The sequence below is a fragment of the Pseudomonas sp. LRP2-20 genome, from assembly GCF_024349685.1.
Taxonomy (GTDB): Bacteria; Pseudomonadota; Gammaproteobacteria; order Pseudomonadales; family Pseudomonadaceae; genus Aquipseudomonas.
In genome coordinates, this window is the sequence record NZ_AP025944.1 from 4,027,579 (window position 1) to 4,046,429 (window position 18,851).

The 18,851-nt window shown below is 64.1% G+C and carries 18 protein-coding genes and 1 tRNA gene; 11 read left to right on the forward strand and 8 right to left on the reverse strand.

From position 1 onward, the window contains the following. Window positions 1–81: 81 nt before the first annotated feature. A tRNA-Ser gene (locus OCX61_RS18065) sits at window positions 82–169 on the reverse strand. A 132-nt stretch (window positions 170–301) separates the two neighbouring features. On the opposite strand from OCX61_RS18065, the gene OCX61_RS18070 reads away from it, so the two are divergent. The 8 genes from OCX61_RS18070 to OCX61_RS18105 all read left to right on the forward strand — a co-directional run bounded on the left by OCX61_RS18070 (window position 302) and on the right by OCX61_RS18105 (window position 6,498). Next, on the forward strand, window positions 302–973 hold the full coding sequence (locus OCX61_RS18070) for a Bax inhibitor-1/YccA family protein (RefSeq protein WP_027919754.1): 672 nt from the start codon (window positions 302–304) through the stop codon (window positions 971–973). 524 nt (window positions 974–1,497) lie between these two features. Beyond that, entirely contained in the window at window positions 1,498–2,877 is a 1,380-nt protein-coding gene (locus OCX61_RS18075; RefSeq protein ID WP_261940754.1) for a nucleobase:cation symporter-2 family protein, read from the forward strand. A 185-nt stretch (window positions 2,878–3,062) separates the two neighbouring features. Continuing rightward, window positions 3,063–3,455, forward strand: a complete 393-nt coding sequence (gene tusD, locus OCX61_RS18080; RefSeq protein ID WP_261940755.1) for a sulfurtransferase complex subunit TusD — start codon at window positions 3,063–3,065, stop codon at window positions 3,453–3,455. A 1-nt stretch (window position 3,456) separates the two neighbouring features. Further along, the gene (gene tusC / locus OCX61_RS18085; RefSeq protein WP_261940756.1) at window positions 3,457–3,816 is read left to right on the forward strand and encodes a sulfurtransferase complex subunit TusC; all 360 of its coding nucleotides are present in this window, start codon (window positions 3,457–3,459) and stop codon (window positions 3,814–3,816) included. Next, entirely contained in the window at window positions 3,816–4,112 is a 297-nt protein-coding gene (tusB, locus tag OCX61_RS18090; RefSeq protein WP_261940757.1) for a sulfurtransferase complex subunit TusB, read from the forward strand. The genes tusC and tusB overlap by 1 nt, the downstream gene beginning before the upstream one ends. Beyond that, window positions 4,109–4,444 carry a TusE/DsrC/DsvC family sulfur relay protein gene (locus OCX61_RS18095; protein WP_085674362.1) on the forward strand — a complete coding sequence of 112 codons (336 nt, stop codon included), beginning with the start codon at window positions 4,109–4,111 and terminating at the stop codon, window positions 4,442–4,444. The genes tusB and OCX61_RS18095 overlap by 4 nt, the downstream gene beginning before the upstream one ends. Beyond that, entirely contained in the window at window positions 4,441–5,445 is a 1,005-nt protein-coding gene (locus tag OCX61_RS18100; RefSeq protein WP_261940758.1) for a glycosyl transferase family protein, read from the forward strand. The genes OCX61_RS18095 and OCX61_RS18100 overlap by 4 nt, the downstream gene beginning before the upstream one ends. Window positions 5,446–5,538: 93 nt before the next feature. Beyond that, window positions 5,539–6,498: a glutathione S-transferase family protein gene (locus tag OCX61_RS18105; protein WP_261940759.1), complete on the forward strand. Its 960-nt coding sequence runs from the start codon at window positions 5,539–5,541 to the stop codon at window positions 6,496–6,498. A gap of 118 nt (window positions 6,499–6,616) precedes the next feature. Here OCX61_RS18105 and cysG read toward each other — a convergent pair whose 3' ends face one another. From cysG to OCX61_RS18135, 6 genes are all read right to left on the reverse strand, one after another. Continuing rightward, a complete protein-coding gene (gene cysG, locus OCX61_RS18110; protein WP_261940760.1) occupies window positions 6,617–8,008 on the reverse strand; it encodes a siroheme synthase CysG in 1,392 nt (463 codons plus the stop codon). Continuing rightward, window positions 8,009–9,289: a serine--tRNA ligase gene (gene serS / locus OCX61_RS18115; protein WP_261940761.1), complete on the reverse strand. Its 1,281-nt coding sequence runs from the start codon at window positions 9,287–9,289 to the stop codon at window positions 8,009–8,011. It abuts the gene before it with no gap. 30 nt (window positions 9,290–9,319) lie between these two features. Next, window positions 9,320–9,694 carry a fluoride efflux transporter CrcB gene (gene crcB, locus OCX61_RS18120; RefSeq protein ID WP_070092653.1) on the reverse strand — a complete coding sequence of 125 codons (375 nt, stop codon included), beginning with the start codon at window positions 9,692–9,694 and terminating at the stop codon, window positions 9,320–9,322. After that, complete coding sequence (locus OCX61_RS18125) at window positions 9,691–11,016, reverse strand: replication-associated recombination protein A (RefSeq protein WP_261940762.1); 1,326 nt, start codon at window positions 11,014–11,016, stop codon at window positions 9,691–9,693. The genes crcB and OCX61_RS18125 overlap by 4 nt, the downstream gene beginning before the upstream one ends. Window positions 11,017–11,028: 12 nt before the next feature. After that, a complete protein-coding gene (gene lolA / locus OCX61_RS18130) occupies window positions 11,029–11,652 on the reverse strand; it encodes an outer membrane lipoprotein periplasmic chaperone LolA (protein ID WP_016392718.1) in 624 nt (207 codons plus the stop codon). 61 nt (window positions 11,653–11,713) lie between these two features. Next, window positions 11,714–14,299, reverse strand: coding sequence for a DNA translocase FtsK (locus OCX61_RS18135; RefSeq protein WP_410011118.1), 2,586 nt, complete (start codon window positions 14,297–14,299; stop codon window positions 11,714–11,716). Window positions 14,300–14,601: 302 nt separating this feature from the next. On the opposite strand from OCX61_RS18135, the gene aat reads away from it, so the two are divergent. The 3 genes from aat to infA all read left to right on the forward strand — a co-directional run bounded on the left by aat (window position 14,602) and on the right by infA (window position 16,366). Then, a complete protein-coding gene (aat, locus tag OCX61_RS18140; RefSeq protein WP_261940764.1) occupies window positions 14,602–15,282 on the forward strand; it encodes a leucyl/phenylalanyl-tRNA--protein transferase in 681 nt (226 codons plus the stop codon). A 56-nt stretch (window positions 15,283–15,338) separates the two neighbouring features. Continuing rightward, window positions 15,339–16,046 (forward strand): arginyltransferase, encoded by a 708-nt coding sequence (locus tag OCX61_RS18145; protein ID WP_054886817.1) that lies wholly within the window; start codon window positions 15,339–15,341, stop codon window positions 16,044–16,046. Between the two features lie 101 nt (window positions 16,047–16,147). Continuing rightward, window positions 16,148–16,366, forward strand: a complete 219-nt coding sequence (gene infA, locus OCX61_RS18150; protein ID WP_002553999.1) for a translation initiation factor IF-1 — start codon at window positions 16,148–16,150, stop codon at window positions 16,364–16,366. A 184-nt stretch (window positions 16,367–16,550) separates the two neighbouring features. On the opposite strand, the gene clpA is transcribed toward infA, so the two are convergent. After that, entirely contained in the window at window positions 16,551–18,821 is a 2,271-nt protein-coding gene (gene clpA, locus OCX61_RS18155; protein WP_261940765.1) for an ATP-dependent Clp protease ATP-binding subunit ClpA, read from the reverse strand. Window positions 18,822–18,851: the final 30 nt, after the last annotated feature.

Sequence of the window (18,851 nt, forward strand, 5' to 3'; positions counted from 1 at the left end):
TGTGTACTCAAATCAAGAGGATTAAGTGGCCCTAGAACGACAAAACCCCCGGGACTCAAGGCTCACAGGGGTTTCAGAATATGGCGGAAGCGTAGAGATTCGAACTCTAGGATAGTTGCCCATCGACGGTTTTCAAGACCGTTGCCTTAAACCACTCGGCCACGCTTCCAGCTCGTTTTGCGGCCGCCATAATACCGTAATGAAACACGCTGTCAAACTCTCTGTGTCGCGGGTTGCGGAGGCTCTGTTAGACTGCTTGCATCTGAACGTCTCAAACCACGGTTCCATAAGGAGTGTCGCCATGCGCGAACAGGATTATGCCGTACACCACGGCCAACAAGCCGAGCAGCAGGAGGTCAGCAAGGTCCTGCGCAACACGTACAGCCTGCTGGCACTCACCCTCGCCTTCAGCGGTGTCATGGCCTTCGTCGCCCAGCAGATGCGTGTCGGTTACCCGAACGTGTTCGTCGTGCTGATCGGTTTCTACGGTCTGTTCTTCCTCACTGCCAAGCTGCGTGATTCGGTCTGGGGTCTGGTGTCCACCTTCGCCCTCACCGGCTTCATGGGCTTCATTCTCGGCCCGATCCTCAACCGTTACCTGGGCATGGCCGGTGGTGCCGAAGTGGTCAGCTCGGCGTTTGCCATGACCGCGCTGGTGTTTGGTGGTCTGTCGGCCTATGTGCTGATCACTCGCAAGGACATGAGCTTCCTCAGCGGCTTCATTACCGCTGGCTTCTTTGTACTGCTGGGTGCGGTGGTGGCCAGCTTCTTCTTCCAGATCAGCGGCCTGCAACTGGCGATCAGCGCTGGCTTCGTGCTGTTCTCGTCGGTCTGCATTCTGTTCCAGACCAGCGCGATCATCCATGGAGGCGAGCGTAACTACATCATGGCGACCATCAGCCTGTATGTATCGATCTACAACCTGTTCATCAGCTTGCTGCAGCTGTTTGGCATCATGGGTCGTGATGACTGATTGATTGCTGCTTGAGAAAGCCCGCTTCGGCGGGCTTTTCTTTGCGTGATGGAAATGTGGTGGGCTGCGGGGTGTTCGCCTTGAGGGGTTCAGCGCCTGTGAGATCGAGCGCCGCCCGCGCGGCGCATCGCGAGCTGCGCTCGCTCCTACGTTTGTTTCGGGCCAGTCACTCCTGCGGCAGGCGTGCGCGACCGCCTTGTTTGTACGACGCGATATTGAGTCATGTGCCAAAGGCGTTCGCGCGCAAATCCCCCAGGAATAATTGGCCCGAAACAAACGTAGGAGCGAGCGCAGCTCGCGATGCGCCGCGCGGGCGGCGCTCGATCTCACTGGCGCTGAACCCCTCAAGGCGAACAACTGGCCAGCCTCCCCCTTCCTCCACAAACCCCACCCTAAACACTGACTTAAAAGTCAGAAAACCACGCAAATGGTCGCCGATCATGCCGCCATCGTGCATTCCCCTACCGCTATCGCCCTTCTGCCCGTAGAATGCGCTCCTTTTTTCTTCCGGGGCAGCTTCACCGATGAGCTCACACGAACACAGCCCAGGCGCGGCGGCGCCTGCCAACGAACTGGTACTTGGCCTCGAGGACAAGCCACGGCTGTTGATCGGCCTGCTGGCAGCCCTGCAGCACCTGTTGGCGATCATCGTGCCGATCGTCACCCCAGGCCTGCTGATCTGCCAGGCGCTGGGCGTTTCGGCTCGTGATACCAACCTCATCGTCTCCATGTCGCTGGTGATCTCCGGTATCGCCACCTTCGTCCAGTGCAAGCGCTTCGGCCCGTTCGGTGCCGGGCTGCTCATCGTACAGGGCACCAGCTTCAACTTCGTCGGGCCGCTGATTGCCGGCGGCGCGTTGATGGTCAAGCAAGGTACGCCGGTCGAAAGCGTGATGGCGGCGATCTTCGGCGTGGTGATTGCAGGCTCCTTTGTCGAGATGGGCGTGTCGCGCATCCTGCCGTTCGTCAAACGCCTGATCACCCCGCTGGTGACCGGTATCGTCGTTTTGATGATCGGCCTGACCCTGATCAAGGTCGGCCTGATCAGCATGGGCGGCGGCTTCGGGGCGATGGCCAACGGCACCTTCGCCAACGGCGAAAACCTGCTGCTGTCGGGCGCGGTGCTGGCGGTGATCGTGGTCCTCAACCGCATCCCGGTGGTGTGGATGCGCAGTTGCGCCATCGTTATCGCGCTGGCGGTCGGCTATGCCCTGGCCGGCTACCTCGGCCGCCTGGACTTCACCGGCATGCACGAGGCGGCACTGTTCCAGGTGCCGATGCCGCTGCACTTCGGCCTGGGCTTCTCCTGGGCGCTGTTCATTCCGATGCTGGTGATCTACCTGGTGACTTCGCTGGAAGCCATCGGTGACGTCACCGCCACCAGCAAGGTCTCGCGCCAGCCGGTCGAAGGCCCGCTGTGGATGTCGCGCATCAAGGGCGGCGTGCTGGTCAACGGCGCCAACTCGCTGCTGGCCGGCCTGTTCAACACCTTCCCCAGCTCGATCTTCGCCCAGAACAACGGTGTGATTCAGCTGACCGGTATTGCCAGCCGCCACATCGGCATCTGGATTGCCGCGATGCTGGTGCTGCTGGGCCTGTTCCCGAGCGTGGCCGGTGTGATCCAGGCAGTGCCTGAGCCGGTGCTGGGTGGCGCGGCCATGGTCATGTTCGGTGCGGTTGCCGCGTCGGGCATCAACATCCTGGCCAGTACCCGCCTGGACCGTCGTGCCCTGCTGATCATCGCCGTGTCGCTGGCGTTGGGCCTGGGTGTGGCACAGGTGCCGGAATTCCTCGCGCACATGCCGGCGGCGATTCGCAATGTGCTGGAGTCGGGTGTAGCTACCGGAGGCATCTGCGCCCTGGTGTTGAACTGGTTCCTGCCTGAGAGCAAGGAACAAGCTTGAGTCTTGTGCCCTCCAGTTAGGGCCAGTGGGCCGCTGCGCGGCCCATCGCAGCGGTTCGTCGCCACGACAAGCCAGCTCCCACGGGCTAGCGTCAGCCTCAAATACCGGAAGCTCGCCCCGCCAGGTAGAAGCGGGGTCGGGCTTTTTTGCTTTATCATGGCGGCATTCCTTTGCACGAGTTATCCATGAAATTCGCTATCGCGGTTTTTTCCCCGGCCCATGCGCCCTCCTCGCGCCGCGCCCTGCGCTTCGCCGAGGCGGTGCTGGCTGGCGGGCATGAGATTGCCCGGCTGTTCTTCTATCAGGACGGGGTGCACAGCGCCTCGGCCAACGTGGTCGCGCCTCAGGATGAGCAGGACATCGCCGCCCAATGGCGAGCCTTCATCGAAATCAACCGGCTCGACGCGGTGGTGTGCATCGCCGCCGCCCTGCGCCGTGGCGTGCTCGATGAAGCCGAAGCCAGCCGCTACCAGCGCCCGGCGGTGAACCTGCCCAAGCCGTGGGAGCTGTCTGGCCTCGGCCAGCTGCATGAAGCTGCGCAAAAGGCCGACCGCCTGGTCTGCTTCGGAGGCGACTGAAATGGCCAAATCCCTGTTGATCATCAGCCGCCAGGCACCCTGGAACGGCCCGTCCGCCCGCGAAGCGCTGGACATCGCCCTGGCCGGCGGCGCCTTCGACCTGCCGCTGGCCATGCTGTTCCTCGATGACGGCGTGTTCCAGCTGGCGCCCGGCCAGCAACCGGCCGCCGTGGAGCAGAAGAATCTCGCCGCCAACCTGCAGGCGCTGCCGATGTTCGGCGTCGAAGAGCTGTTCGCCTGCCAGCACAGCCTGGCGCGTCGTGGCTTGGCCGACAATGGCCTGGAGCTGCCAGTGGAAGTGCTGGACGATCCCGCCCTGCAAGCCCTGATTGCCCGTTTCGACCAAGTGGTGACGCTCTGATGGCAACCCTGCACGTGTTATCCCACTCCCCGTTCGGCGACGAGCGCCTGGACAGCTGCCTGCGCCTGTTGGGTGCCGACGACGGCGTGCTGCTGTGCGGCGATGCGGTCTACGCCCTGCGCGAGGGCAGTGCCCCCCAGCAACAGCTGCAGGCGGCCAACCTGGCTCAGCGCCTGTTCGCCCTCGACGAAGACCTGCAGGCCCGCGCCATCAGCAGCGCATTGGCCAAGCCTGTGGACTACCAGGCTTTCGTCGAGCTGTCGCTGCACTACGACAAGGTCAACAGCTGGCTATGAGTACGTTGAACGTAGGCGATCGCGCCATCGCCCTGGACAAGGACGGCTTCCTGGTCGACCTGCAAGACTGGTCGCACCCGGTCGCCGAGGCCCTGGCCGAACGCGAAAGCATCGCCCTGACCGCCGACCACTGGGAAATCCTCGAACTGCTGCGCCAGTTCTACGACGAATACCAGCTGTCGCCGGCCACCCGCCCGCTGATCAAGTACACCGCGCTCAAGCTGGGCACGGAAAAGGGCAACAGCCCGCACCTCAACCGCCTGTTCAACGGCACCCCCGCCAAACTCGCCGCCAAGCTGGCGGGCCTGCCCAAGCCGACCAATTGCATATGACCGACGCCCGCCCGCTGACCCTGGAAACCCCGGCTGAACACCCGTTCGCCGAATTCGTGCGCATCCTTGGCAAAGGCAAACGCGGCGCCCGCGGCCTGACCCGCGAAGAAGCCCGCGCCGCCATGACCCTGCTGCTCGAAGGCAAGGTCGAAGACACCCAGCTGGGGGCCTTCCTGATGCTGCTGCGGCACAAGGAAGAAAGCGCCGAAGAGCTCGCCGGTTTCACCGAAGCCCTGCGTGCGCACCTGCAGGCGCCACGCATCGCCGTGGATATCGACTGGCCGACCTACGCCGGCAAGAAGCGCCACCTGCCCTGGTACCTGCTCAGCGCCAAGTGCCTGGCCGCCAATGGCGTGCGCATCCTCATGCACGGCGGCGGCGCGCACACCGCCGGGCGCATGTACACCGAACAGCTGCTGGCACTGCTGCAGATCCCGCTGTGCCGCGACTGGACGGCGGTCGGCCAGGCCCTCGACCAGCAGCACCTGGCGTTCGCCCCGCTGCACGACTGGGCGCCGCAGCTGCAGCGGATGATCGACCTGCGCAACACCCTGGGCCTGCGCTCGCCCATCCATTCCCTGGCACGGGTGCTTAATCCGCTGGGCGCGCGTTGCGGCCTGCAGAGCATCTTCCACCCCGGCTACCAGGCGGTGCACCGTGAAGCCAGCCGCCTGCTCGGCGACCACGCCGTGGTGATCAAGGGCGATGGCGGCGAGATCGAGGTCAACCCCGATGTCATCAGCCACCTCTACGGCACCCGCGCAGGCGAAGCCTGGGACGAGGAATGGCCGGCGCTGAGCGAGCGCCGCCATGTGAAGCCACCGAGCCTGCAGCCCGAACAGCTGCTGGCGGTCTGGCGCGGCGAGGCCGAGGACAGCTATGGCGAAATGGCCGTGATAGCGACCATGGCCTTGGCGCTGCGTGGCCTGGGCCAGGATCGCGAACAGGCTTTTGCCAGCGCACGGGGTTACTGGGCTACGCGCAACCAATCGAATAACTAGATAGTAAGGGGGCATTCTTTGCGCTAGTTATTCGAACGATTTGCCCTAGACTGGGCTCCAACGACAAACAACTTTGTTTCCGAGGAGCTCACCATGGGCCTTTTGATCGACGGCCGCTGGCACGACCAGTGGTATGAAAACGGCAAGGACGGCACCTTCAAACGCGAAAACGCCCAGCGCCGCAATCAGCTGCCCGCTCCAGAGGCCGGCCGCTACCACCTGTACGTTTCGCTGGCCTGCCCATGGGCCCACCGCACCCTGATCCTGCGCGCCCTCAAAGGCCTGGAGCCACTGATCGACGTGTCGGTGGTCAGCTGGCTGATGCAGGACCATGGCTGGACCTTCGACCCGCAGCAAGGCTCCAGCGGCGACCACCTCGACGCCCTGCAGTACCTGCACCAGCGCTACACCCAGGACGACCCGCACTACACCGGCCGGGTGACCGTGCCCGTGCTGTGGGACAAGAAAGAGAAGCGCATCGTCAACAACGAGTCGTCAGAGATCATCCGCATCTTCAACAGTGCGTTCAACGAACTGACCGGCAACACCCTGGACCTGTACCCAGAGCCACTGCGCCCGACCATCGAGGCGCTGAACGAACGCATCTACCCGGCGGTGAACAACGGCGTGTACCGCGCAGGCTTTGCCACCACACAGGATGCCTACGAGGCCGCTTTCGATGACGTATTCAACGAACTGGATTATCTGGAAGAGCTGCTGGGCCGCAATCGCTATCTGGCGGGCGAGTACCTGACCGAGGCCGATGTGCGCCTGTTCACTACCCTGGTGCGCTTCGATGCGGTGTACCACGGGCACTTCAAGTGCAACCTGCGCCGCCTGAGCGACTATCACAACCTGCCCAACTGGCTGCGCGAGCTGTACCAATGGCCGGGCGTGGCTGGCACGGTGAACATGGAGCACATCCAGAAACACTATTACATGAGCCACAAGACCATCAACCCGAACGGCATCGTGCCCAAGGGCCCGCAGCAGGACTTCAACCAGCCCCATGATCGGGAGCGGTTGGCGGGCAAAGGGATCTGGCAGGCTTGAGATTGCCGGGGCTGCTGTGCAGCCCTTTCACGACACAAGGCCGCTCCTACAGGAAACGCGTGATCCCTGTAGGAGCGGCCTTGTGTCGCGAAAGGGCCGCAAAGCGGCCCCAACGGTTTCAGCTGTTTTGCGCCCCTTCGAACCAGGCCAGCTTGTCGCGCAGCTGCACCACTTCCCCGACAATTACCAGGGTCGGCGCATGCACTTCATGCTGGGCCACCAGGTCCGGCAGGTCCGCCAGGGTGCCGGTAAACACCCGCTGATTGCGCGTAGTCCCCTGCTGCACCAGGGCCGCCGGCGTACTGGCCGCCCGCCCATGGCGAATCAGCTCGGCACAGATGGTCGGCAAGCCCACCAGCCCCATGTAGAACACCAGGGTCTGGGCCGGCGCCACCAGGTCATGCCAAGGCAGATTGCTGGTGCCATCCTTGAGGTGGCCAGTGACGAAGCGCACCGACTGGGCATAGTCACGGTGGGTCAGCGGAATCCCGCCATAGGCGGAGCAACCACTGGCCGCGGTAATGCCCGGCACCACCTGGAACGGGATGCCTTGCTCGGCCAGCTCCTCGATCTCTTCGCCACCACGGCCGAAGATGAACGGGTCGCCGCCCTTGAGGCGCAACACGCGCTTGCCCTGCTGGGCGAGATCGACCAGCAGGCGGTTGATCTGGTCCTGTGGCACGGCATGGTCGGCGCGGCGCTTGCCGACATAGATACGCTCGGCATCACGCCGGCACATCTCGATGATGGCCGGAGCCACCAGGCGGTCGTACAGCACCACATCGGCCTGCTGCATCAGGCGCAAGGCGCGGAAGGTCAGCAAGTCCGGATCGCCCGGCCCTGCACCGACCAGATACACCTCACCACCCTGCTGCACCGGCGCTCCGTCGACCATCGCCTGCAGCAGGCGTTCGGCCTCGGCGCCCTGCCCGGCCAGCTGGCGCTCGGCGATCGGCCCCTGGAACACGGTTTCCCAAAAGCCACGGCGCTGGTTGACGTCCGGGTACAAGGATTTGACCTTGTGCCGGAAGCGCGCGGCCAGCCCGGCCAGTTCGCCATACGCCGACGGGATCCAGGCTTCCAGCTTGGCGCGGATCAGCCGCGCCAGGACCGGGGCGTCACCGCCACTGGACACCGCGATCACCAACGGTGAACGGTCGACGATCGCCGGGAAGATCACCGTGCACAGGGCCGGCGCATCCACCACGTTGACCGGCAGGCTCAGCGCCTGCGCATCGGCCGACACCTGGGCGTTGAGCCCAGGGTCGTCGGTGGCCGCGATCACCAGCCGGCAGCCGACCAGGTCGGCCGCCTGATAGCCACGCACCAGCACCTCACCGCCACCTTCCCGGGCCAACGCGGCCAGCTGGCCGTCGACGTCCGGCGCCACCACGCGCAGCGCGGCGCCGGCATCGGCCAGCAGGCGCGCCTTGCGCAGGGCGATCTCACCGCCGCCGACGACCAGTACCCGGCCGCCCTGCAGCTTGTGGAACAGCGGCAGGTAATCCATTTAACGGATGACCTCGACGCCGCCCATGTACGGTTTCAGCACCTCTGGTACACGGATCGACCCGTCGGCCTGCTGGTAGTTTTCCAGCACCGCCACCAGGGTACGGCCTACAGCCAGGCCGGAGCCGTTGAGGGTGTGCACCAGCTCCGGCTTGCCGGTTTCCGGGTTACGCCAGCGGGCCTGCATGCGGCGCGCCTGGAAGTCACCGCAGTTGGAGCAGGAGCTGATTTCGCGGTACTTGTCCTGGCTCGGCACCCACACTTCGAGGTCGTAGGTTTTCACGGCGCCGAAGCCCATGTCGCCGGTGCACAGGGCCAGTACGCGGTAGGGCAGCTCCAGCAACTGCAGCACGCGCTCGGCGTTGGCGGTCAGGCCTTCCAGGGCTTCCATCGACTTGGACGGCTCGACCACCTGGACCATCTCGACCTTGTCGAACTGGTGCTGGCGGATCATGCCGCGGGTGTCACGGCCCGAAGCACCGGCTTCGCTACGGAAGCACGGGGTGTGGGCGACCAGTTTGAGCGGCAGCTGCTTGGCGTCGAGGATCTGCTCGGCGACCAGGTTGGTCAGCGACACTTCGGCCGTCGGGATCAGGTAGAAGTCGGCTTCGCCTTCGCGGGTGATCTTGAACAGATCTTCCTCGAACTTCGGCAGCTGGCCGGTGCCCTGCAGGGCCGGGGCCTGTACCAGGTACGGGGTGTAGTGCTCCTCGTAGCCGTGCTCGCCGGTGTGCAGGTTGATCATGAACTGCGCCAGGGCGCGGTGCAGGCGGGCGATAGGCCCACGCAGCACGGCAAAGCGCGCACCGGACAACTTGGCTGCGGCTTCGAAGTCCAGGCCACCGCTGATTTCGCCCAGGGCGACGTGGTCCTTGATCTCGAAATCGAAGGCAGTCGGCGTGCCCCAGCGGCGCACTTCGACGTTGTCGTCTTCGCTGGCACCGACCGGCACGCTGGCGTCCGGCAGGTTGGGGATGGTCAGCAGGATGCTGTCCAGTTCGGCCTGGATACCGTCCAGTTCGCTCTTGCCGGCAGCCAGTTCATTGGCCATGCGCTCGACGTCAGCCATCAGCGGGGCGATGTCCTCGCCCTTGGCCTTGGCCTGGCCGATCGACTTGGAACGGGCATTACGCTCGGCCTGCAGCTGCTCGGTGCGGGTCTGCACCGCCTTGCGGCGCTCTTCCAGTGATTCGATGCGCGCGACATCCAGGCTGAAGCCACGGGAGGCCAGGCGATCCGCCACTTCCTGAAGTTGGCCGCGTAACAGTTTGGAATCGAGCATATCGTTCTCTCGTTATGTGTAGGTGTTGGTTCAGAAACGGGTCAGGGACAGGCCGGCCCAGGTGGCCAGAAGCCCGCCCACCACGCTGATACTGGTATAGCCCAAGGCGAGGGGCACTTGCCCACTTTCCATCAGGCGCACGGTATCGAGCGAGAAGGAGGAAAACGTCGTCAGGCCGCCAAGGAAGCCGACGATCAGGCCAGCGCGCAGTTCGACCGGCGCCAGCGGTTTGTGCAGGAACAGGCCGTACAGCAGGCCGATCAGCAGGCAGCCAACCAGGTTGACCGCCAGCGTACCCAGATAGAAGTGCCGTGGCCAGTGGGCCGCGACCCAGTTAGAGGTGGCGAAGCGCAACAAGGTCCCGGCGATACCACCCGCGCTGACTGCGGCGATCAGGGCAATCATGGTTTTCTCCGCTGGCGGGGGCTGTTGCGGTCGAGCTCGGCCAGGTGGCGCAGCTTCTCGCCGATCTTCAGCTCCAGGCCTCGCGGCACGGGCTGGTAGTACTGGCGCGGTTCGAGCGCTTCAGGGAAGTAATCCTCGCCGGCAGCATAGGCGTCGGGCTCGTCGTGGGCGTAGCGGTATTCTTCGCCGTAGCCGAGCTGCTTCATCAGCTTGGTCGGGGCATTGCGCAGGTGCAGCGGCACTTCCAGCGAGCCGTGTTCGGCAGCTTCGCGCAAGGCGGTCTTGAAGCCCACGTACACCGCATTGCTCTTCGGCGCACAGGCGATGTAGGTGATGGCCTGGGCCACCGCCAGCTCGCCTTCCGGGCTGCCCAGGCGCTCCTGCACGTCCCAGGCGGCCAGGCACAGGCTCAGGGCGCGCGGGTCGGCGTTGCCGATGTCCTCGCTGGCCATGCGCACCACGCGGCGGGCGATGTACAGCGGGTCGCAGCCGCCGTCGAGCATGCGCGCGAACCAGTACAGGGCGCCATCGGGGTTGGAGCCGCGCACCGACTTGTGCAGCGCGGAAATCTGGTCGTAGAACGCCTCGCCCCCCTTGTCGAAGCGCCGGCGGCTGTCGCCGAGCAGGCTTTGCAGCATCTCGACGTCGATCTCGCTGCCATCTTCGGCCAGGTCAGAGGCATTCTCGAGGAAGTTGAGCATGCGCCGGCCATCACCATCGGCGGCGGCCATGAGCATCTTGAAGGCGTCGTCACCGACACGCAGGTTGCGCTTGCCCAGCCCGCGGTCTTCGGTCAGCGCGCGATGGACCAGCTTGCGCAGCGCCGCTTCGTCGAGGCTCTTGAGCACGTACACCCGCGCCCGCGACAGCAAGGCGTTGTTCAGCTCGAACGACGGGTTCTCGGTGGTGGCACCGATGAACAGCAGCGTTCCGTCCTCTACATAGGGTAGGAAGGCATCCTGCTGGGACTTGTTGAAACGGTGCACTTCGTCGACGAACAGGATGGTGCGCCGACCATACTGCCCGGCCTGCTGCTTGGCCACTTCGACCGCCTGGCGGATCTCCTTGACCCCGGCCAGTACGGCCGAGACCGTCTCGAAGTGCGCATCGCAGAACTGCGCCAGCAGCCGCGCGAGGGTGGTCTTGCCCACCCCCGGCGGCCCCCAGAAGATCATCGAGTGCAGCGCACCCTGCTCCAGCGCCTCGCGCAGCGGTTTGCCACGCGCCAGCAGGTGCTCCTGGCCAACGTACTCATCCAGGTTGGACGGACGCAGGCGGGCGGCCAGCGGCTGGGCGACGGGTTCGCTTCGAAACAGGTCCATGGCGAGCTCTGCTTACTCCTTGATGACGTCGGCGCCTTTAGGGATGTCGAACTTGAACTGGCTGTCCGGCACCGCCTGGTTGGCCTTGACGCCATTGAACAGGATGTTGGTGCGCTGGCCGACGCTGTCGACCAGCTGCATGTCATTGATCAGGCCCTTGCGGAACGACACGCGCAGCGAGTCGAACAGGGTGTCCTTGGTCTTCGGCTTGAGGGTGAAGTCCATCACTTCGCCTTGCTCCTTGGAGGTGATGTCGAAGCTCTGGCTGATCTTCGACACGTCACCGGACAACAGCAGCGCCGGAGTCTGGTTCAGGCGCTGGTCGAGCTTCTTGATGGTCGCCTGCTCCAGGTCCGGGTCCCACAGGGTAACGTTCTTGCCGTCCGACACCACCACCTGCTCCTGCGGCGCATTGGTGTGCCAGTAGAACAGGCCAGGGCGCTTCACGGTCATCTTGCCGGACGTTTCCTGCAGGCTGGTGCCGCCGGCATCCAGGGTCAGCTGGGAGAAGTTGGCCTCGATGGTCTGGGATTTTTCCAACAGCTGGGTCAGGCGTTGTACGTCTTGCTCACCGGCATAAGCAGTAACCGAGCCCAGGGTCAGGGCAGAAACCAACAGCATGCGAATCGCGCGCATGGGAATCCTCATTGAGCATTGAAAAGGCGGGCGCCACCGTTGGCGCCCGGCAAGGTGTTCATCAGTCGCGCGGGCCGCCCGGGGCAATCACTTCCCGCGAGCCGTTGCTGTTCATCGGGGTGACCACGCCGGCCATCTCCATCGACTCGATCATCCGCGCCGCGCGGTTGTAGCCGATCTTCAGCTTGCGCTGCACGGCCGAGATGGATGCGCGGCGGCTCTCCAGCACGAACTGCACGGCTTCATCATACAGGGCATCGGTTTCGGCATCGTCACCATCGCCGCCACCGCCACCACCGCCGTCGAAGCCGCTGCCGGCCTCTTCGACACCATTGAGGATGTCGTCGTTGTAGTCTGGCGCGCCGCGCAGTTTCCACGCCTCGACCGTGCGGTGCACTTCGTCGTCGGAGACGAACGCACCGTGCACCCGGATCGGCAGGCTGGTGCCCGGCGGCATGTACAGCATGTCACCGTGGCCGAGCAGCTGTTCGGCGCCGCCCTGGTCGATGATGGTCCGCGAGTCGATCTTGCTCGACACCTGGAACGCCATGCGGGTCGGGATGTTGGCCTTGATCAGGCCAGTGATCACGTCCACCGACGGGCGCTGGGTGGCGAGGATCAGGTGGATACCGGCGGCCCGCGCCTTCTGGGCGATACGGGCGATCAGCTCTTCGACCTTCTTGCCGACGATCATCATCATGTCGGCGAATTCGTCGACCACCACGACGATGGTCGGCAGGGTCTTCAGCGCTGGCGGCTCGTCGTCCATGCTCTCGCGGCGATACAGCGGATCATGGATGATCTCGCCGGCTTCCTGGGCGTCCTTGATCTTGCGGTTGAAGCCAGCCAGGTTACGCACGCCCATGGCCGCCATCAGCTTGTAGCGCCGCTCCATCTCGGCCACGCTCCAGCGCAGGGCGTTGGCGGCGTCCTTCATGTCGGTGACCACCGGGCACAGCAGGTGCGGGATGCCTTCGTAGATCGACAGTTCGAGCATTTTCGGGTCGATCATGATCAGCCGCGCGTCTTCCGGGCTGGACTTGAACAGGATCGACAGGATCATCGCGTTGACCCCCACCGACTTACCGGAACCGGTGGTACCGGCCACCAGCAGGTGCGGCATCTTGGCCAGGTCGGTGATCACCGGCTTGCCGCCGATGTCGTGGCCCAGGGCCAGGGTGACCGGCGACTTCTGCTCGTCGTACTGCGGCGTGGCAAGCACTTCCGAGAAGCGCACCATCTGCCGGTTTTCGTTGGGGATCTCGATACCCACGGTGGTCTTGCCGGGGATCACTTCGACCACCCGCACACTGGTCACCGCCAGGGACCGCGCCAGGTCCTTGGCCAGGTTGGCAATGCGGCTGACCTTGACGCCAGCGGCTGGCTGGATTTCGTAACGGGTAATCACCGGGCCTGGGTGGATGGAGTCCACCGAGACTTCCACGCCGAACTCCTTGAGCTTGATTTCCAGCAGCTGGCCGACACCGGCCAGGGACTCTGGCGAGTACTCGATCTTCTTCTGTTCGGCCGGGTCGAGGATGGAAATCGACGGCAAGGTACCTTCCACGGCGCTGTCGACGAACAGCGGCGCCTGTTTTTCCTTCATCACCCGCTTGCTCGGCTCCGGCGCCCTGGCCGCGGCCGGTGGCACGATGGTCGGGGCCGCTGCAGGCTGCTCGCGGGGCACGACAGGCTCGCGGGCGAGGGTCGGTTCGCGAGGTACCACAGGCTCGCGGGCGATCGTCGGTTCACGGGCCAGGGTCGGTTCGCGGGGTTCAACGGGCTGGGCCGGTGCTTCTTCACGCTTGAAGATGCGCTCGCGCAGCGCCGGCTTGGCTGGCTCGCGCTTGTCGGCGGCCTTCGGCGCCAGGTCGAACTTCGAGTCGAACACCGGCTCGTCGACTTCGCGCAGCTGCGCTTCCAGGCGCTTGCGCTCGTTGCGCGCTTCCCACCAGCGGCTGGCCGCACCCTGCACCAGCTCGAACAGGTCGAGGGTGATCTTGCCGGTCATGTCCATCACCTTGAACCACGACAGGTCGGTGAACACGGTCAGGCCGAACAGGAACAGGGCAATGAACATCAGGGTGCTGCCCTGCACGTTCAGCAGGTTGCGCGCCAGGTCGCCGAGGCTTTCGCCCAGTGCACCGCCCGCAGAAAACGGCAGGCTCGCCGGCGGGTGGAAATGGATATGCGCCAGGGCCGCGCCCGACAGCACCAGGAACACCAGGCCGATCAACCGCCAGGAGAACAGCCACCCGCTCCACTGCCACGGCTGGTGCCGCTCGCGGAAGATCTGCCAGGTCTTGATCGCCAGCAGCAGCGGGAAGATGTAGGCGAAATAGCCCAGCACCATGAACAGGATGTCGGCAAAGTACGCACCGGCACGCCCGGCGGCATTCTGCACCTGGTCGACGTTGCTGGTGTGGCTGAAGCCCGGGTCCGACGTGTCGTACGTCAGCAGTGCCATCCACAGGTACAGGCACAGTGCGCCGACAGCGATCAACGCACCTTCCTTGAGGCGGTAATGCAGCTGCTGGCGCCACAGGGGCACGGGCAAGGGAGCTGGAGTTGCGGTGGATTTCTTCAAAACGCGTCTATTCCTGCGCGTGCTGCGCGTCCAGTAGTGATCGGCCGGCGTCTGGCCAATGAACCACTACTTTTAACATTACTGCCCGCCAGCCGCCATGACGGCGCGCCGTATGGAGCTTGAGTGGGGGCGACTTTCGTATAGGTGCAATTTGAGCACGCATTTTCTTTCGTGACAAAGGCTTATGCTGTGTTTTTGCACAGGTGTGACAGCAAATGTAGCGGATGGTGCCTGTGGTTTCATGAATGTGTAGGAAATTGCCTATTCTGCTGCCCGCCAATGCCTCTTGACCCTGCCGGCATTGACCCCGCAAGCCCTGCGCGCCATGCTGCCCTCTCCCCTCCCCCACCGCACGATAGACCATGCTCACCTGGCTGACCCGCGACTCGCTGACCTTCCCGCCCCTGGAAAAGGCCCTGCACGACCCCAACGGCCTGCTCGCCGCTGGCGGCGACCTGAGCCCCGAGCGCCTGGAGCAAGCCTACCGGCACGGCTGCTTCCCCTGGTACCAGGACGGCCAGCCGATCCTCTGGTGGTCGCCCGACCCGCGCACGGTGCTGTTCCCGGACGAGCTGCACGTCTCGCGCTCGCTGGCCAAGCTGATGCGCCAGAGCCGCTACCAGGTCAGCTTCGACACTGACTTCCCTGGGGTAATCGCCGCCTGCGCGGCACCGCGCGACTATGCCGACGGCACCTGGATCACCGACACCATGCGCAATGCCTACTGCGAACTGCATCGGCGCGGCATCGCCCATTCGGTGGAAGTGCGCGAGCACGGCCAGCTGGTTGGCGGCCTGTACGGCCTGGCTATTGGCAGGCTGTTTTTCGGCGAATCGATGTTCAGCCGCGCCGACAATGCCTCCAAGGTCGGCTTCGTGACACTGGTCGAGCATTTGCGCCAGGCCGGCTTCGTGCTGATCGACTGCCAGATGCCGACCAACCACCTGCACAGCCTTGGCGCCCGCGCCATCAGCCGCGCCCGCTTCGCCGAGTACCTGGCGCAACACCTCGACCAGCCCAACAGCGCCACCTGGGTTTGCTAGGCGAGTTCTGCGAGCTGGCTTACACTTAAAGCAACGTCTCACCGAGGGGGTTGATCATGACAGAGTTGGCGCGGTTGAAGTTCTATGCCACTCAACCCCACTCCTGCAGCTACCTGCCGGACGAACAGGCCACCACGCTGTTCCTCGACCCCAGCCAGCCGATGGACGTGCACGTGTATGCCGACCTGTCGGAAATGGGCTTTCGGCGCAGTGGCGACCACCTGTACCGCCCGCATTGCCAGAACTGCAATGCCTGCGTGCCCGCGCGCATCCCTGCCGCGCGTTTCATTCCCAACCGCCAGCAGCGGCGCATCCTCAAGCGCAACGCCGACCTGACCGTGACCGCCGCTCGCCCGGCGTTCAAGGAGGAGTATTTCGACCTCTACCGGCGCTACATCGAGACCCGCCATGCCGATGGCGACATGTACCCGCCGAGCCGCGATCAGTTTTCCACCTTCCTGGTCCGCGACCTACCGTTCTGCTGGTTCTACGAGTTTCGCCTGGAAGGCCGCTTGCTGGCAGTCGCCGTATGCGACCTGCTGCCCAACGGCCTGTCGGCGGTGTACACCTTCTACGAACCTGAGGAAGAGCGCCGCAGCCTCGGGCGCTTTGCCATTCTCTGGCAGATCACCGAAGCCCTGCGCCAGGACCTGGAGGCGGTCTACCTGGGCTACTGGATCAAGAACTGCAAGAAAATGAATTACAAGACGCAGTATCGACCTATCGAGCTGCTGATAAACCAGCGCTGGGTCACCCTCAACTGAAAGCATTGGCTTGACACACAGTTTTCCGGCATAATCCACGCCACTTTTTTGCCCGGTGCGGTTATGCGTCGGGCCAACACTGGATCCGAGGGCTCTACTGCATGTCGAAAGAAGACAGCTTCGAAATGGAAGGTACTGTCGTCGACACCCTGCCCAACACCATGTTCCGCGTGGAGTTGGAAAACGGGCACGTCGTAACCGCGCACATCTCCGGAAAGATGCGCAAGAACTACATCCGTATTCTCACTGGCGACAAGGTCCGCGTCGAACTGACGCCCTACGACCTGAGCAAGGGCCGCATCACCTATCGTGCGCGCTAAGCTCTAGCCATGAAAAAGCCCGGCCATGTGCCGGGCTTTTTTGTGCCTGCCAGATTGCTTGGGGTTGCGTAGCAGCCCTGTGGGAGCGGGTTCACCCGCGAAGAGCCCAACGCGGTGGATGGCAGCGGCTGCGCCGGTGTTCGCGGCTGAAGCCGCTCCCACAGGTACAGCCCTGCCCCCGCTGTCAGGCAACCTCAGCCGTGGTCTCGAAGTCGAACACCAGTTCGCCATCGCGCAGGTCGACATGCACCACGCCACCGTGCTCGGCCAGCTCGCCAAACAGGATCTCTTCGGCCAGCGGCCGCTTGATCTTGTCCTGGATAAGCCGCGCCATCGGCCGTGCGCCCATCTGTACGTCGTAGCCGGAAACCGCCAGCCAGCCGCGGGCGGCATCGCTGACTTCCAGCAGCACACGCTTGTCTTCCAGCTGTGCCTGCAGTTCGATGAGGAACTTGTCGACGATGCTCTTGATCGTCTCGGTGCTCAGGCGGCCAAACTGGATGATGGTGTCCAGACGGTTGCGGAACTCCGGCGTGAAGCTCTTGCGGATGACTTCCATGGCATCGGACGCATGGTCCTGATGGGTGAAGCCGATCGAGGCCCGCGCAGCGGTTTCAGCGCCGGCGTTGGTGGTCATGATCAGGATCACGTTACGGAAGTCGGCCTTGCGCCCGTTGTTGTCGGTCAGGGTACCGTGGTCCATCACCTGCAGCAGCAGGTTGAAGACTTCCGGGTGGGCCTTCTCGATTTCATCGAGCAGCAGCACGCAGTGCGGTTGCTTGGTGATCGCTTCGGTCAGCAAGCCGCCCTGGTCGAAACCAACGTAGCCTGGCGGCGCACCGATCAGGCGCGACACGGTATGGCGTTCCATGTACTCGGACATGTCGAAGCGCACCAGCTCGACACCCAGCGCCTTGGCCAGCTGCCGCGCAGCCTCGGTCTTGCCGACACCGGTCGGGCCGGCGAACAGGAACGAACCGACCGGCTTGTCCGGCGACTTCAGGCCGGCACGGGACAGCTTGATGGCCGTAGCCAGCGAGTCGATAGCCGCGTCTTGGCCGAACACGGTCAGCTTCAGGTCACGCTCGAGGTTACGCAGCAGCTCCTTGTCGGAGCTGGTGACATGCTTCGGCGGAATCCGCGCGATCTTGGCCACGATGTCCTCGACCTGCGGCACGTCGATGCGCTTGACCCGGTTCGCCTCAGGCTGCAGGCGCTGATAGGCACCCGCCTCGTCGATCACGTCGATGGCCTTGTCCGGCATGTGCCGGTCATTGATGTAGCGCGAGGCCAGTTCGGCGGCGGCGCGCAGGGCTTCGTCGCTGTACTCGATGTTGTGGTGGCTCTCGAAGCGGCCTTTCAGGCCACGCAGGATGCCGACAGTGTCTTCGACCGATGGCTCGCTGACATCGACCTTCTGGAAACGCCGTGCCAGGGCACGGTCTTTCTCGAAGATGCCACGGAACTCCTGGAAGGTGGTCGAACCGATGCAACGGATTTCACCGGACGACAGCAGCGGCTTGAGCAGGTTGGACGCATCCATCACCCCACCCGACGCCGCACCGGCACCGATGATGGTGTGGATTTCGTCGATGAACAGGATCGCCTGCGGGCGCTTGCGCAGCTCGCCGAGCAGCGCCTTGAAGCGCTTCTCGAAGTCGCCACGGTACTTGGTACCGGCCAGCAGCGCACCGAGGTCCAGCGAATAGACCACACTCTGCGCCAGCAGGTCAGGCACCTGGCCGTCGACGATGCGCTTGGCCAGGCCTTCGGCGATGGCGGTCTTGCCGACGCCAGCCTCACCGACCAGCAGCGGGTTGTTCTTGCGCCGGCGGGCCAGAATCTGCGCCACGCGCTCGACTTCCTGCTCACGACCCACCAGCGGGTCGATACGGCCGGCACGGGCCAGCTCGTTCAGGTTGCTGGCGTAGGCATCCAGCGGGTTGCTCGAAGAGGAGGTTTCGCCACCCTCTTCGTCCTGCATTTCCTGGTCGCTCTCGGCGTGCGAACCGTGCCCCGGCACCTTGGAGATACCATGGGCGATGTAGTTGACCACGTCGATACGGGCCACGCTCTGCTGTTTCAGCAGGAACACGGCCTGGCTTTCCTGTTCGCTGAAGATCGCCACCAGCACATTGGCACCGGTGACTTCGCGCTTGCCGGAGCTCTGCACGTGGAACACGGCACGTTGCAGCACACGCTGGAAGCCCAGGGTTGGCTGGGTTTCGCGGTCTTCGTCGTTGACGGGGATCAGGGGTGTAGTGGAGTCGATGAACTCTTGCAGGTCGTGCTTGAGCTTGTCGAGATTGGCGCCACAGGCGCGCAGAACGGTCGCAGCAGCCTCATTGTCAAGGAGTGCCAGCAGCAGATGTTCGACGGTCATGAATTCATGACGTTTCGAACGAGCCTCCTTGAAGGCAAGATTGAGGGTGACTTCGAGCTCGCGGTTTAACATAGCTTCACCTCATACCCAAGTGGTCGGCGA

Coding starts and splice junctions, on each gene's coding strand:
- OCX61_RS18105 (WP_261940759.1), top strand. CDS start 5,539: ATGGGCCTTTTGATCGACGGCCGCTGGCACGACCAGTGGTATGAAAAC.
- OCX61_RS18070 (WP_027919754.1), top strand. CDS start 302: ATGCGCGAACAGGATTATGCCGTACACCACGGCCAACAAGCCGAGCAG.
- aat (WP_261940764.1), top strand. CDS start 14,602: ATGCTCACCTGGCTGACCCGCGACTCGCTGACCTTCCCGCCCCTGGAA.
- OCX61_RS18125 (WP_261940762.1), bottom strand. CDS start 11,016: ATGGACCTGTTTCGAAGCGAACCCGTCGCCCAGCCGCTGGCCGCCCGC.
- OCX61_RS18075 (WP_261940754.1), top strand. CDS start 1,498: ATGAGCTCACACGAACACAGCCCAGGCGCGGCGGCGCCTGCCAACGAA.
- OCX61_RS18095 (WP_085674362.1), top strand. CDS start 4,109: ATGAGTACGTTGAACGTAGGCGATCGCGCCATCGCCCTGGACAAGGAC.
- serS (WP_261940761.1), bottom strand. CDS start 9,289: ATGCTCGATTCCAAACTGTTACGCGGCCAACTTCAGGAAGTGGCGGAT.
- OCX61_RS18145 (WP_054886817.1), top strand. CDS start 15,339: ATGACAGAGTTGGCGCGGTTGAAGTTCTATGCCACTCAACCCCACTCC.
- tusC (WP_261940756.1), top strand. CDS start 3,457: ATGGCCAAATCCCTGTTGATCATCAGCCGCCAGGCACCCTGGAACGGC.
- tusD (WP_261940755.1), top strand. CDS start 3,063: ATGAAATTCGCTATCGCGGTTTTTTCCCCGGCCCATGCGCCCTCCTCG.
- cysG (WP_261940760.1), bottom strand. CDS start 8,008: ATGGATTACCTGCCGCTGTTCCACAAGCTGCAGGGCGGCCGGGTACTG.
- crcB (WP_070092653.1), bottom strand. CDS start 9,694: ATGATTGCCCTGATCGCCGCAGTCAGCGCGGGTGGTATCGCCGGGACC.
- clpA (WP_261940765.1), bottom strand. CDS start 18,821: ATGTTAAACCGCGAGCTCGAAGTCACCCTCAATCTTGCCTTCAAGGAG.
- lolA (WP_016392718.1), bottom strand. CDS start 11,652: ATGCGCGCGATTCGCATGCTGTTGGTTTCTGCCCTGACCCTGGGCTCG.
- tusB (WP_261940757.1), top strand. CDS start 3,816: ATGGCAACCCTGCACGTGTTATCCCACTCCCCGTTCGGCGACGAGCGC.
- infA (WP_002553999.1), top strand. CDS start 16,148: ATGTCGAAAGAAGACAGCTTCGAAATGGAAGGTACTGTCGTCGACACC.
- OCX61_RS18100 (WP_261940758.1), top strand. CDS start 4,441: ATGACCGACGCCCGCCCGCTGACCCTGGAAACCCCGGCTGAACACCCG.